The organism is Bhargavaea cecembensis DSE10 (assembly GCF_000348905.1).
Classification (GTDB): domain Bacteria; phylum Bacillota; class Bacilli; order Bacillales_A; family Planococcaceae; genus Bhargavaea; species Bhargavaea cecembensis.
Genome location: NZ_AOFT01000004.1, coordinates 37,828 through 52,609, shown reverse-complemented (window position 1 = coordinate 52,609; position 14,782 = coordinate 37,828). Strand labels below are relative to the sequence as shown.

Genomic DNA, 14,782 nt, shown 5'->3' with positions numbered 1-14,782 from the left:
AGGCGCCGGCTGATGCGGCCTCCCTGTTTTTTAATCAATAGGAAGGCCCGGCTCAATGCCGGGCCTTCCTTTCTATTGCTTATGCTGCCGGGTCCACTTGGTTTTCTGCACCGTTGCCGAAGATCGACTCCGCCCATTCCGGGTTGTCGACGAACGGGTTGCGGTTGCCCTGGATATCGTGGATGACCTCGTTTCTGTTCCGTTCAAATTCGCTGACCGGGTCCATCTCATGCCATTCGAGCAGGACAGACAGTTTGCCGTGGAACGGGGATTTGCCGTTGTTTACCTGTTCGTTGAGTTCAAGGTCGACACGGTCGCCTTCCTCATAGCGGGTTGCCATGTAGAAGAGCATCCGGGCAACATCGCCTTTGACTTCATCCGGCGCTTCAAATGAATCACCGTCGCGCAGGCATCCGCTGCAGTTGTTGACCGGGTTGCCGCCGTAGTCGAAGTCCAGGTTGCTGCGGGAGCTGTTTACCTGGACGTCTGTCGGACGCAGATGATGAATGTCTGTGCCGGGGCCTTTGGATGTCCCGAAATCACCATGGGATTTTGCCCAGACATGCTCACGGTTCCAGTCACCGACCTGTCCGCCGTTGCGGTCCTTGGAGCGGGACTGCTGGGAGTAGAACAGGATGACGTTGTTCGGATTGTCAGGGTCCTCATCCGTCAGGCGCAGCGCTTCCCACACCTCGGAATAGGAGAGGACTTCCTGTTCAGAAATGATGTCGTGGAGGGCGGCTTTAAGGGCTTCACCCTCCAGACCTTCCGTTCCGCTGTAATAGCCGTCAGGATTCACCGGTTCCTCCGGGATCACCGGCTGCTCGGCCTCTTCCACAGTCACGCTGAAGCGCGCAGTTGCGCTTTTCTTGCCGTCCGTTGCGGTGACCGCAACGAGATGCGTGCCGGCTTCCAGGTCGAGCGTCAGTGTGCTGCCGGAGATGGTTCCTTTTGTCGCAGAATAAGAGAGCGAGTCGCCGTCAGGATCTGTGAAATGTTCCGACAGGTCGATGGAGACTGGCTCGCCTTCGGTTACAGTCTTGTCTTCAAACTTAGCAGATATTTCAGGCGCCCGGTTCGTTTCAGGAACCGGCTTGTCTTCGCCCGGAAGGCCGATCAGACGGCCTTTGGAGTCATAGAGGGTCAGAAGCTCCGGAGAAGCTTTCTTTTCAAATTGGATTGATTGGATGTTTTCTCCGCCACGGATTTCAAGCGGCTTCGCACCTTCAATGATCAGTTCCTTCACTCCGGTGCCTTTGGCATCAATGATCGTGCCGTCTTTTTTCGGTTTTACGTAGACCGTCTGGTTTTTGAATCCTTCGCCGTGGAGTTCTGCGTAGCGGCCATTCAGGTGAAGACCGTTCGGAATCACTCCGCGTTCACCAATCGTGACGGAGACGCTCTGTTTGCCGATTGTCACTTTTTTCTTGCCGGGCTTGTCAAAGACATAGTGGTCTTTTGGTTCGATCGGTTCGAATTCCATTCCTTCAGCAAGGTCAATCTGGACCATGAGCGGGTCGTGGTCGCTTGCGCGGCCCGCCATGTCGGTAAAGTCCGCATTTACATGCAGGATGTCAATCTCCGTATCTTCAACAAGGTTGTTCGAGACGACGATATGGTCAAGCACCTGCGAGTTGCCCTGATAAATGTACGTGTAGCGGTCGGGCGCTTCGACATGGTGGATCATGTTCGTCATGATGTCGCCTTCAAGGATCTTGAGCGGTTCAGCGAACTGATAGTCGTTGAAGTCACCGACCGCGACGACATTTGCGTCCGGGTTGTCCGCTTTCACGTCTTCAACGAAGCCATGAACCAGCTTGGCGATTTCGATGCGCTGCGCTTCGCTGCCGAGGACAGGAGGCTGGACCTTGCCGAAGATCGGCGTGTCGCCGCTCTTGGAATTCCAGTGGTTCGCGATGACGACGACGCTTTCGCCCTGGAAGTCGAACTGGGCGGCAAGCGGCTTGCGGCTGTCTTCAAATGCCGGGTCGTTCGGAGCGATGCGGCCCGGGTTCAGCGTCAGCTTGCCGTCTTCGTAGCCGACAGCGGTTGTCGCGTCGCCGTGAGGAATGCCGTCAGTGAGTGAGACGCGTTCCGGGTTGTAGAGGAAGCCGACACGGATGTTTGCGCCCGGCTGGCCGCCGTCTTCATCGTTGACCGGGTTGATGTTGGCGTACTCATAGCGGACGCCGCCCGCTTCGACGATGGCGTCGATCAGGCGCTGGTATGACTCGGATGCATCGGAGTCACCGGCATCCGGGCCGTTATTGTCCTGGACTTCGGTCACGCCGATGATGTCGGGGCTCTGCATGTCCACGGCAAATGCGCGGGCGAGCTTGCGCGCCTTGTCATCGGAGGTGGTCTTTGTGTTGTTCGAGAAGTTCTCAAGGTTATAGGAGGCGATTGTGAGCTTGTCCTCATCTTTAACGATTGTCGTTTGTTCAGGCGAAGTGTCGCCTTCTACATGGTTCGCCTGCATCTCATCGAGGGAAGCGAAGATCTTGTAGTTCTGGAACGAATAGCCGACGACGCCGGTGTTCGGGCCTTCGAACCGGTCGCCTGTCGCAACTTCAAAGTCACGCGCGGAGTCGTTTGGCTCGAGGCGGAACTGGATGCGCTCCGCGTTCTGGTCGCCTTCCTTGTAAAGGATGCCGCCGTGGATTGTTTCCTCAGGCCAGTTTTCAAGTACGGTGACAAGGTCTCCGTGTTCCTGAGGCCCGACCGCACGGACGTTACCGACTGTCACGCGCATGCCTTCAAGGCTTTCCCAGAAATCGATGGCATCGGACTCCGGATCGAAGACGGTGAGCCCGTCATCGTCAACGGTCTCGGTAGGGAGGTTCGACTCGTCGATCACGACTGGTTCAGGAAGGTCGAGTCCGCGCTCGAGAACAGTCACCTGCCCGCCGCGATCATCGCGCACATTGATCTGTGTGACAGGGAGATCGGATTCATGACGGTCGGAGTAGCCGTCGATGGCATACTCGCTCACTTCACCGGAGACAGAAACAAGATCGCCGACCTGGACCGGCCAGCCTTTACTTCCTGCGTAGAGTGTAATCGCTTCGGATGTGTGCGGGTCTTCATCCGCAAGCCCGTCCGGTGTCTGGACGTGGTAATAATGCGAGCCGTTTAGCTCATAGTGGTACGTGACAATCCCTTCCACACCTTCGACCCGCTGGCCGTCGAAGGACGAGAAGTGGTCGGCGCCCTGGATGTCATGGATACGGAGCGCGTCGGTGATCGTGTACTCATATGTGGACACTTCGCTGAATTCGCCGTCCGCATTCCGGACCACAGTCTTCAGGACAGTGTCTTCGCTGACGGTGACCGGTCCTTCGTAGACTGTACCGTTTTCAATCGGAGTGGAGCCGTCCACTGTGTAAAGAATGTCGGCATCCGCAGTAGTCGTCGATAGGGTCACTTCCTGGGTACCGACATACGTGCCGGATCCCGGAGTTGCCGATGCCGGACGAAGGATCGTGCTGTCAGCGACAATGTCTTCGGCATCGCGAGGGATGATCTGATACCCGTCATCAAACTGCTGGACAATGCCGGTGACCGACTCGTAGGCCATGCCTTCCTCGAGGCCCAGCTGGTTGGTTTCGTCACGGACGATGAACTCGCCATTGCCGTCGGTTGCGGTGAAGTTTGCCCACGAGCTGCCGCCGGACATCTCGCCGAGCGTGACGCCGCTCACGGTGACCAGCTGCGACTCAATCGCTTCGCCGATCTGGTCGCCCGTGACGGGTTTTGCCGTTGGTGCTTCCGCGTCCACGCGGCTGACTACAGTCGTGCCGTCAAGCTGAAGGAGCCCGCGGTAGTCGGCGAGTGTTCCGGTCAGGGTCACTTCTTCGCCGACTTCAAGACCGAGGGAAGTGGGGCGGATTGCGATGCCGCCTGTTTCATCCTGGACGGAGATCGTGTTTTTCAGATTGGCAGCGACCACGCCTTTGATGGTAACGGTTTCGCCGAGAGGCAGTGCACGGGCATCCGCAATGGAGATGGTGTCAACCGGCTCTTCAGGATCAGATGGTCCGCCTTCCTGAAGGTGGCTGCCGAGATTAGAGAAGTCGTCTTTACCGAATGCATCCCATTCAACGTTACGGTCGAATGGATCATCGATGACTTTATCCCCGGATGAAACAGCCGCTTTGCGCACAAGTGTCAGATCGGTCCCGAAGTTCGCCCTTGTGCCAACCTGTCCGAAGGAATCAACGACTTGCCCGTCCTTTTTCAGGACGACCGCATCATCCCCGTTAAAGTTGATGACGGTCTGGTTCAGCAGGTCGGCCTTACCGGTAATATCGGAGGCCGCCTGGTTATGTGCCAGTACATAGGTCTCGCCCTGTGCAAGTGTTCCGGAAAGTTTCAGTGAGTTGCTCGGTGAGGCTGAACCGTTTGCATACAGTTCGAGGGAATAAGCCCCGAGGTCAACTTCAGCACCGGTGCCATTGTACAGCTCGAGTGCCTTGTTGTAGCTGCTGCCTTCAATGTATTCCGAGATTAGCAGGTCTTCCGAAGCAGTTTCCGCATTTGCGGTTGCCGGAATCGCCGGAACCATCAGGCTCAGCATGAGGCTTGCGGACAGCAGGCCGTTCAGCGGCCTGCGCCAACGCTTTTGGTCCATTTAGATTTCGCTCCTTTTTGTGAGTGTCCACTATGCATCGTGGGTGAGAATCAGGGACAGTTCAATAGAATCAATGGAATCTTAGCAAAGCTTACAGAATCTTAACGTCAGCCTTTTAATGAACTCCGATTCCTCCCTTCCTGCTTATCATGGCGGGGGCTAAAAGGCGTGACAATGCTTTTTGCTAAAGTTTGGACTTTTGATTCTATTAAACTATTCGTTTTGAATCAGTGAAAAGAGAGGGTGGACACAAATCTGGGCAGATAGGCCCAGTCTGGGGAGGGCTTTAGTAGGCTTGTTTATAAAGAGTGGCCGGCGTTGTAAATCGCAGATATGATATGATGAGATAAAAAGAATTGGTTGAATTTTAATGAAAAAACTGTTCGAACAAATACAGAGTTCCGTGTCGATTCAATTGAAGATATTAGGGCTGGTCACGGCCCTGATCCTGTTTATCGTTGTGACCATCACGGGAATTTTCATCTTTTTTGAGTATAGGGAAGACATTAAGGCTGCGGAAAAGATGGCTTATCAGACAGCTAGAGCGCTGTCTTATATGCCGACGGTGCAGGAAAGTCTCCAAGATAAAGAGGATATACCGGAACTGAGAAATATCATGGATAACCTGCTCCGTGATACAAATGCATCTGCTGTAGTGATGACCGAAGGCGAGCGGTTCTTTGTTACCGCAGGAGATGAGGAGATGATCTTAAAGGTTTTTGATCATCCGCCGATAGACAAGGCGATTATTTTTGGCAGCTCCTACATAGAGAGACTAGGAACCAATAAGATGACTTTGGTTGGTGTATCACCCCTCTTAGTTGATTACGGGGATTACAAGAAGATTGACGGTACCATCATGGTCATTTATGACGGAAGGCTGATCATAAAAAGTGTAATCAGGGAGTCCATACCTATACTGACTGTTTCATCAATCGCTTTAATCGTTGGATTGCTCGGAAGCTTCCTGCTTGCCAGAGATATCAAGAAAGATACACTGGGGCTCGAGCCGAGAGAGATTGCGTTCTTATATCAAGAGCGGAAGACGGTCTTCTCTGCGTTGACTGACGGGATGATTGTGACAGACGAAGAAAGACGGGTACGCATGATGAATCCGGCAGCAAAACGGCTATTTAGGGTCACAGGAACCGTAAGAGGAAAGCTGATCACGGAAGTAATCGGTGATTCGGACTTCCCTTTCCTAAAAGAAGGATTTCAAGGAGACGAGGAATTCGAACTTGGTGATCTTACAATCATTGCAAGCAGGCAGCACATCCGGACAGAAGGCCGGATAACGGGAACGATCTTAACTTTCAGGGATAAAACAGATCTCAGGAAAATGTCTGCTTCCCTGTCTGAGACCCGTCGCGTAACTGAAGACTTGCGTGCCCAGACACATGAATATAAAAATAAGCTGTACGTCATCTTGGGGCTGATCCAGCTTAACAAAAACGAACAGGCGATATCTTTTATTCGCGATGAAACACAAAGCCAAGAGAACTATGTCAGGCTTGTCTCATCGTCGATCCGTGATGAAAAACTGCAGGCAATCATTCTCGGAAAACTGGCGAAGGCTTCCGAACAGCATGTCTCCTTCAAGATAGACCCGGGTTCGTCCCTGGCGAGTCTGCCTGATTCTATCGATTTAAACGGATTGGTTACGATTCTTGGGAACCTGATCGACAATGCGGTGGAGGCAGTGAGAAAACAGAAAAATGGAGAGGTTGTCCTGTTCGTGAGCGATATGGGAACGGACATCCTTTTCGAAGTGTCTGATAATGGTCCGGGCATTCCGGAAAAATCCATCGTCCGGATATTCGAACGCGGGATTTCCGGAAAAGGGCCGGGAAGGGGATATGGACTGGCGAATGTGAAAAAGGAAGTGGGGTTGCTTGGAGGAGAGATTGAAGTCCAGTCCAATCCCGAAGGAACCACTTTTTCAGTATTTCTTCCGAAAAACAGATAGGAGGACTGGAAATGCTTAATGTCCTGATCGTTGAAGATGATTTCCGTGTTGCGCAAATTCATGAAAGTTTTCTTGAACAGGTTCCCGGATTCAGGCTGGCAGGCAAAGCACGTGATGCAGCAGAGTCCCTGCAGTTTCTGGAAAATGGCGGAATTGACGTTGTCTTGCTCGATGTCTATATGCCGGACCGGCTCGGGACCGATTTGCTGTCTGAAATACGGGAAGAACATCCGGGCGTTGATATCATCATGATTACTGCGGCGGACGAAACGGCAATTATCGGCAAAGCGTTGGATTATGGCGTGTACCGGTATCTGGTCAAGCCTGTGGATAAAGAGGAATTCAGAGAAGCGCTAAATGAGGTCAAGAAAAAGCGGACTCTCCTTAAAGGGGAGCGGGTTGACCCGGATGCTTTGAACCGGTTGTTCGGTACCGGAACCAACTCTACTGAAGACCTTCCGTCCGGAATCGACTCCGTCACTTTGAAAAAGGTAACCGAATTGATCGAAAGACATCCGGAAGGTGTTTCTTCCGAACAGGCCGGCAGTTTGCTTGGAGCTTCCAGGACAACGGCCCGACGTTATTTGGAATACCTGACGGGAATCGGCAAGGTACGTTCAGAAAGCGTGTATGGCATTGTAGGAAGACCCGAAAGACGATATTTTCCAAACGGCGGTTAATTCCGCCGTTCTTTTATTTCCTTGAACTTTATGAACTTTATTTACAGAACGTTAATAAAACACAATAGTTTGCAAACGTTTACATGGATAAGTCGGGCTATTAAGATTTAGTTATTCAATTCAGAAAGTAACTGAGATTAATGAGGAGGACGGATAGATATGAAGAAATGGTTGCTTATCGCAGGGGCAACGCTTGCATTGGCCGGTTGCGGAAACAGCAATGCCGAAGATGGGGCAGATTTTCCGAACAAGAATGTTGAAATTGTCGCGCCCGCATCGCCGGGAGGCGGGTGGGACTTGACTGCGCGTTCGGTCCAGAAAGCATTGCAGGATAATGAACTCGTCACCGAAAATATTAACGTTCAGAATAAGCCTGGCGGCGGCGGAGAAGTGGGATGGAAGTATCTTGAAAAGCAAGATGCTCACACATTGGCCGTCAACTCCAGTCTTCTGATTACCAATAACCTGCTGGGTACCAGTGAATTAACCCATGAAGATTTCACTCCACTGGCGATCCTTTCCACGGAATGGCTTTCCATCGCAGTGGCTCCGGATTCGCCATACTCAAACCTTGAAGAGCTGATGAATGCAATTAAGGAAGACCCCAAGTCAATCAAGATTGGTGTAGGACCGGCACTGGGCAATAACGACCATCTGTCACTTGTTCAATTGGCGGGCGAATACGGTATTGATGCCAAAGACTTGAACTTCCTTGTGTATGAGGGCGGCGGTGATGTCGTCACGGCACTGCTGGGCGGCCACGTCGATTTTGTGACCACTTCCATGTCCGAAGTCAAGGAGCAGCACCTCGCCGGAAAGCTGAAGATTCTTGGGATTTCCTCCGAGGAGCGTGTAGAAGATCTGGAGGATGTTCCAACGTACCAGGAGCAAGGGGTCGACATGGTCTTTCCTCACTGGCGCGGAATCATGGGCCCTCCGAATATGACGGAAGAAGAAATTGCTTACTGGGATGAGCAACTGGCCGCCATGGCGGAAACCGAGCTGTGGCAGGAGATCGTTGAGAACAATGACTGGGATAGCTATTACATGAACAGCGAAGAAACCTCAGCGTTTCTCAAGGAACAGACAGAAATGTATGAAAGCCTTGTAGAGGATGCAGGCATGGGTCAATGACCCTTACCTGCTTTTCCTTTCGAATAAGGAGGAATGGGTATGAAATGGTTTAAGCTCGGGATGCCGGTCTTCCTGATGATTGTGGGTCTGGCATTCCTGATCTCTGCGATTAATCTGCCGAAAGCAAACCTGGGGAATCCGAACGGCCCGCTTTATTTTCCGGTCGGCATCAGCATCCTGCTGATTGTGCTCTCTGTGATTTATCTGATCCAGGAACTCCGAAAAGCCCGTGAAGCCAATGATCATATCAGGGAATTGTTCACCGGGCGGACCCCTGTGCTGATCCTCAGCACGATTGTACTGGGTGTCGTGTATGCACTGATATTTGAAACGCTGGGCTTTCTCGTTTCGACGATTCTGTTCCTCGGGGCACTGCTGTTCGTCGTCAACGGCCCCAGGAAATGGGTCTCAAATATTATTGTGACACTCGCATTCTCATTCATGACCTGGTATGCGTTCGGCGAATTGCTGGGCGTCAGCTTGCCTTAAGGAGGGGGAAACAGCATGGATGCATTTATTGAAGGACTCACAACGTCCCTCCAGCCAATGAATATTTTGTGGATAGTGATCGGCGGCTTCCTGGGTACGGTTGTCGGGATGCTCCCGGGACTGGGTCCCGCAACAGCTGTTGCCGTCCTCATTCCTGTCACATTCGGGATGGATCCGGTCAGTGCCCTCATTCTGATGGCGGCCATCTACTATGGTGCCATGTACGGCGGCTCAAGAAGTTCGATTCTGCTTAACACGCCGGGTGACGGATCGGCCATCGCGGCCACTTTCGACGGATATCCGATGGCCAGGCAGGGCAAGGCCGGGGAAGCGATGGCACTTTCCGCAGTGGCTTCGTTCGTAGGCGGCATTATGGCAGTATTCGGTTTCATTCTCCTGGCCCAGCCATTGGCAAACTTTGCGCTCAGGTTCGGCCCGGCCGAGTATTTCCTGCTCATGCTGCTGACATTATCCGCGATCGTCTCGCTTTCGATGGGCAAAATGGTCAAAGGGTTCATTTCCATGAGCCTGGGGCTTCTGATCGGCACAATCGGAATTGATACCCAATCAGGCGTTTACCGCTTCACTTTCGGAATTACCGAACTGAGTGAAGGACTCGATTTCCTTATTGTCATTATCGGGATTTACGCTTTGGGGGAAGTGCTATTCAACTTCCTGACTATTGATGAAGACAGTAAAAAAGAGAGGAAAAAGGTCGGCAAGATCTGGTTTACGAAAGATCAGTGGAAACGGTCACGTATGCCGATGCTGCGCAGCGGTCCGCTAGGATTCATCATCGGCGTACTGCCGGGAGCCGGCGGAACGATCGCATCGATGCTCAGCTACTCGTCGGAAAAGCAACTTTCCAAAAAGCCGGAAGAGTTCGGGAAGGGTGCCCCGGAAGGGCTTGCTGCTCCGGAGTCAGCAAATAACGCCGCTTCGGTAGGCGCGATGATTCCGCTCCTTACGATGGGCATTCCGGGTTCCGGTACGACTGCGGTCATGCTTGGAGCACTGATTATGCTCGGGATACGGCCGGGTCCTCTGCTTTTTGAAAACCAGCCCGAAACGGTCTGGACACTCGTCAACAGTATGTTTATCGGGAACGTTGCACTCGTCATTATTAACATTGTCCTTGTCGGATTGCTGGTGAAAATTCTTGATACACCGGCGAAAATTCTTTATCCGCTCATCGTCATGCTGGCATTCATCGGTACATACACGCTCAGCTACACGGCATTCGACTTCTTCCTGCTGATCCTTTTCGGATACTTTGGTCTGGTTATGAAGATTCTTGATTTCCCGCTGGCACCGCTGATTCTCGCGGCCATTGTCGGGGGCGACATGGAACAGAATTTCCGGATGGCTCTCTCTGCATCGAATGGCAGTCTCGGAATCTTCTTCAATTCGGGAGTATCCATCGCGCTGTTGGTGCTGATCATTCTATCGCTTTGCTACCCACTGATTGTCAAGGCGTTCCAACGCCGCAAAGCCGATCCTATTTCGTAAACAAAGGGTGGATTTCAAATGACAAATCAAAATGTGAAAACTGATTATGATGTAATTGTTGTCGGAGCCGGAAATGCCGCTCTCTGTGCTGCAATTGCTGCGAAAGAGCAGGGCGGCCATGTGCTCGTATTGGAACGTGCGCCTAAAGAAAAACGCGGCGGAAACTCCTTCTTTACAGACGGCGCGATTCGCGCGGCGTACGGAAATCTGGATCAGATCCGTGAAGTCATGCCGGAACTGACAGATGAAGAAGCTGCGAATACGGTGATGCCGGAATATACCGAGGATGATTTCTATGATGACCTCATGCGCGTCACCAAAAATGAGAGTGATCCTGATCTCGCCCGCACTTTGGTTTCGGAATCCTTTGATACAATCCGCTGGATGAACAGTCATGGCGTGGAATTCGAACTGAACAAAGCAAACCAGTCATTCGTCGAAGACGGAAAGCGAATCTTCTGGGGCGGCCTTCCGCTAAAGACGAAAGAGAAGGGAATCGGGCTGATGCGCTCCCTGTTCAACCGTGCGGAAGAACTCGGAATCGATGTTCTGTATGAATCCCGTGCGCTTGAAATTGTCCGGCAAGAGGGACGGGTGTCCGGCCTGAAAGCTGATGTGGCCGGAGAAGTGAAGACGTTTGGCGCCATAAGTGTCATCCTGGCCTGCGGCAGCTTTGAAGCCAATAAGGAAATGCGCAAGGAATATATCGGTGAAGAGTGGGAAGCGGCCGCCGTCCGCGGAACCGAATATAACACCGGTGACGGGATTGACATGGCACTTAAGGCTGGAGCGGTCCGTTTCGGGCAATGGGACGGGTGCCACTCCATTGGCACCGATGCGAATGTGCCGAAAGTCGGGGACTTCAACAAGCCTGGGGACATTTTTAAAAAGCACTCATATCCGCTCAGCATCATGCTGAACAAAGAGGGACAGCGTTTTGTCGATGAAGGCGCAGATTTCCGGAACTATACCTATGCCAAGTACGGCAAGGAAGTGCTGAAGCAGCCTGACCACATCGCTTATCAGATCTACGATTCCAAAGTTCGTCCTCTTCTCCGTCCGGAATATGACCTTGAGGAAGCGACTGTCGTAGAAGCTGATACACTTGAAGCACTCGTTGACAAGATTCCAGTGAACAAGGAAGCCTTCCTGGCCACCGTCAGGGAGTATAACGAAGCCGTGCAGGACGGCGAATTCAACCCGTCCGTGAAAGACGGTAAAGGCACGAAGGGCATTGAACCGCCAAAAACGAACTGGGCCAATACGATTGATGAAGGACCGTTCTATGCCTATCCTGTCACATGCGGCATCACGTTCTCGTTCGGCGGGGTGCACGTGGATACGGAAGGACATGTGCTGGACCGGAATGAACAGCCGATTCCGGGCTTGTTTGCAGCAGGCGAGATGGTCGGCGGCATCTTCTATCATAATTACCCTGGCGGATCCGGACTGATGTCAGGAGCTGTATACGGGAAAATTGCCGGAACAAGCGCCGGCCGCCATGTTCAGGCCGTGCAAACAATCTAACCAGAAGCCGCCAAGCATGTTGGCGGCTTTTCTGTTTCAGGAAGAGTGGCTGATTCAATGAAAAAAGGAAAAATCGGTCTGTTCATTTTGGCATTGCTGTTTTATCTGGTCTTTATACCGGGCTATACACCCTTTCCGGCAGAACTCAAAGCCCTGGTCGTACTGGTTGTTGTCCAAATTCTATGGATTGGCCGGGTGTTTCCGCTCGCCCTTTCGGCACTGATTCTGATCTTGATTTTGTCACTTCACTTTTTCTCGTATGAAAAAACTTTATCGTATTTTGCGTCACCTATTGTCTGGCTGATGTTTTCTACCTTTTTTCTCTCCGGGGCATTCATTTCTACAGGATTGGCGACGAGAGTCTCGCTCTTTGTATTGGGCTGGTCAAGGGGTTCCAGCCGCCTGCTTATTCTGATTTCATTTGTTCTGAGCGCGATTCTATCTGTTGTTCTGCCATCAAACGTGGGAAAAGCCAGTCTGGCCGCTTCGGTATATGACAGTATTCTGAAAAACATGGGTCCCATTGCAGACATGCGGAATACTGGGAAGTCCATGTTTATCGGACTCACCTACATCGTGCCTATTTCAGGTGCGCTAGTGGCTACCGGTGCCAGTTCAACGATCTACGCCTTTGGATTAATGGAGAAGCAGGGGGCAGGCTTTGATTACTTGTCATGGTTGTGGGCATTTTCCCTTCCTGTTCTGCTTTTTCTGTTCTTTCTTTGGATCTTGGCAATGGTCTTATTCCCGCCGGAAAAAGTTGATCGCCGGAAATTGATGGAGATCATTGACCGGAAGGCTGATGAAAAGGGCAGGTTATCCTCTCGGGAATGGAGGATGATGATCATCATCAGCCTGACATTAGTGCTTTGGGTAACGCAGCCCTTGCATGGAGTCTCCATTCCGCTTGTCGGCCTGCTGGGTGCCGTCCTGACCCTGTTGCCGCCAATCGGGGTCTGGAATTGGGAAGAAGCCCGGACCCGAATTGATTGGGATATGATGCTTTTTTTCGCAGCGACGATCATGGTCTCTGAAATGCTGATCGAAACGGGGACTCTGCAATTGGTGTCCGATCTGCTTGTCAACATGCTGGGCGGCCACTCCAAGTTGTTCATTATCGTATTGATGGTGTTGCTGACGATGTTGCTCCGCCTGATTTTCGTCAATATACTCGGATTGCTCACCATTATGCTCCCCCTTGCTATCACAGTGGGGCAATCGCTACCGGGAGACACGGCGATGGCCGTTGCCATGGCGGTTTTCCTGGCAAGTATTCCGGGATTCCTGTTTATCATCCAGTCGCCGGTACACCTGATTTCGTTTTCCTATCAGTATTTCTCCGAACGTGACCTGCTGAAAATCGGGCTTCCTTCCATGCTGATCTGGACATTGCTGATCCTCTTCAGCACACTTGCCTGGTGGTGATTTACAGGCATTAATGTATCACTGCGGTCATCCAAGCCCAAAAGTGTATCTGCAGATGGAATGCATTATCACGGATAACTAGTCAGAAGAGGAGAAACACCAGTCATAGGTTTTTCTCGTTTCTTAATGGACAACTGAAGAAACGAAGCTAACAATAGAAGTAGAAATGTGAGGCCGAATAGATACGGAAAACTGTAGTGACATGGGAAGGATGAGCAAAATGCAGCCGATTTTGATCAGTGGAGCCAGAGTCTATGCCGAAGAAGGCGTTCTGGAAGGGGGCTATGTGCTCGTCCGGGACGGCAGAATCGCCGTGGCGTCAGCCGAGCGTCCGGAAGGGCTCCCCAAAGAGGTGAAAGAAATCGCCGGCTCTTCCCTGAACGTGCTTCCGGGATTCATCGACAGCCATATCCACGGGGCGGACGGCGCGGATGTCATGGATGCGACAGAAGCGGCGCTTGATTCGATGGCCCGCTTTTTGCCTGCGGAAGGGACGACTTCATTCCTCGCCACGACGATTACCCAATCTCATGAAAGCATCGGCAACGCACTTGAAAACGTTGCAGAATATCAGAACAAGTCTGGCCAGGCGGAAGTGCTGGGCGTCCATCTGGAAGGGCCGTTCGTCGAGAAAAAGCGGGCCGGTGCACAGCCGGAAGCCTACATAACAGAACCTGACGCGGCGCTTTTCCGAAAGTGGCAGCGGATGGCTGGCGGGCTGATCAAAGTCATCACGATGGCGCCCGAGCATGACGCGGACGGTGCGTTCATCCGGGAACTTACAGAATCGGGTGTGGTCGTCTCGGCCGGACATACCGATACGGGATTTGCCGGGGTGGAGGAAGCTGCGGCGCACGGCGTCAGCCAGGTGACCCATCTGTGCAATGCCATGCCGGGCATCCATCACCGTGACGTCGGCGTGGTCGGTGCGGCTTTCCTTCTGGATTCGCTGAAAGCTGAACTGATTGCGGACGGCATCCATGTGGAGAAGGAAATGCTCCGTCTGATCTGGCGAAACATCGGCCCCGAGCGACTCATCCTCATCACCGACTCCATGCGGGCAAAGGGCCTTCCGTCGGGTGACTATGAACTGGGTGGGCAGCCTGTCAGGGTGACCGAAGACCGTGCGGAACTGGCGGATGGGACGCTTGCGGGCAGCATCCTGAAAATGAACGAAGGCGCCCGCCGCATGCTAGGTTTCGACGGTGTCACGATGGAGGATATCGTGGCAATGGCATCAGCCAACCCTGCCCGCCAGCTGGGCGTCGATGACCGGAAAGGCGGAATCCGGGAAGGGAAAGACGCGGACCTGATCCTCGTGGATGATGACCTGAATGTCCGGCTGACACTTTGCCGGGGGGAAGTGGCGTTTGTAGACGAGCAGGTGGACTGAGGCTGATGCCGATTGCTCTTTCGTGAACA

General features: G+C 52.6%; 9 protein-coding genes. 8 read left to right on the top strand and 1 reads right to left on the bottom strand.

From position 1 onward, the window contains the following. Positions 1 to 79 precede the first annotated feature (79 nt). A complete protein-coding gene (locus C772_RS05030; protein ID WP_008297932.1) occupies positions 80 to 4,630 on the bottom strand; it encodes an endonuclease in 4,551 nt (1,516 codons plus the stop codon). A 370-nt stretch (positions 4,631 to 5,000) separates the two neighbouring features. Here C772_RS05030 and C772_RS05025 point away from each other — a divergent pair, with 370 nt between their 5' ends. The 8 genes from C772_RS05025 (at position 5,001) to nagA (ending at position 14,753) form a co-directional block, all read left to right on the top strand. Then, on the top strand, positions 5,001 to 6,596 hold the full coding sequence (locus C772_RS05025) for a sensor histidine kinase (protein WP_008297931.1): 1,596 nt from the start codon (positions 5,001 to 5,003) through the stop codon (positions 6,594 to 6,596). Between the two features lie 11 nt (positions 6,597 to 6,607). After that, entirely contained in the window at positions 6,608 to 7,276 is a 669-nt protein-coding gene (locus tag C772_RS05020; protein ID WP_008297930.1) for a response regulator, read from the top strand. A gap of 159 nt (positions 7,277 to 7,435) precedes the next feature. After that, the gene (locus C772_RS05015; RefSeq protein WP_008297929.1) at positions 7,436 to 8,410 is read left to right on the top strand and encodes a tripartite tricarboxylate transporter substrate binding protein; all 975 of its coding nucleotides are present in this window, start codon (positions 7,436 to 7,438) and stop codon (positions 8,408 to 8,410) included. A gap of 39 nt (positions 8,411 to 8,449) precedes the next feature. Continuing rightward, complete coding sequence (locus C772_RS05010) at positions 8,450 to 8,899, top strand: tripartite tricarboxylate transporter TctB family protein (RefSeq protein ID WP_008297928.1); 450 nt, start codon at positions 8,450 to 8,452, stop codon at positions 8,897 to 8,899. Positions 8,900 to 8,914: 15 nt separating this feature from the next. After that, a complete protein-coding gene (locus C772_RS05005; RefSeq protein ID WP_008297927.1) occupies positions 8,915 to 10,408 on the top strand; it encodes a tripartite tricarboxylate transporter permease in 1,494 nt (497 codons plus the stop codon). An 18-nt stretch (positions 10,409 to 10,426) separates the two neighbouring features. After that, positions 10,427 to 11,935 carry an FAD-dependent tricarballylate dehydrogenase TcuA gene (gene tcuA, locus C772_RS05000; RefSeq protein ID WP_008297926.1) on the top strand — a complete coding sequence of 503 codons (1,509 nt, stop codon included), beginning with the start codon at positions 10,427 to 10,429 and terminating at the stop codon, positions 11,933 to 11,935. Positions 11,936 to 11,992: 57 nt separating this feature from the next. Continuing rightward, positions 11,993 to 13,360 carry an SLC13 family permease gene (locus C772_RS04995; RefSeq protein WP_008297925.1) on the top strand — a complete coding sequence of 456 codons (1,368 nt, stop codon included), beginning with the start codon at positions 11,993 to 11,995 and terminating at the stop codon, positions 13,358 to 13,360. A gap of 220 nt (positions 13,361 to 13,580) precedes the next feature. Continuing rightward, positions 13,581 to 14,753: an N-acetylglucosamine-6-phosphate deacetylase gene (nagA, locus tag C772_RS04990; protein WP_008297924.1), complete on the top strand. Its 1,173-nt coding sequence runs from the start codon at positions 13,581 to 13,583 to the stop codon at positions 14,751 to 14,753. Positions 14,754 to 14,782 lie beyond the last annotated feature (29 nt).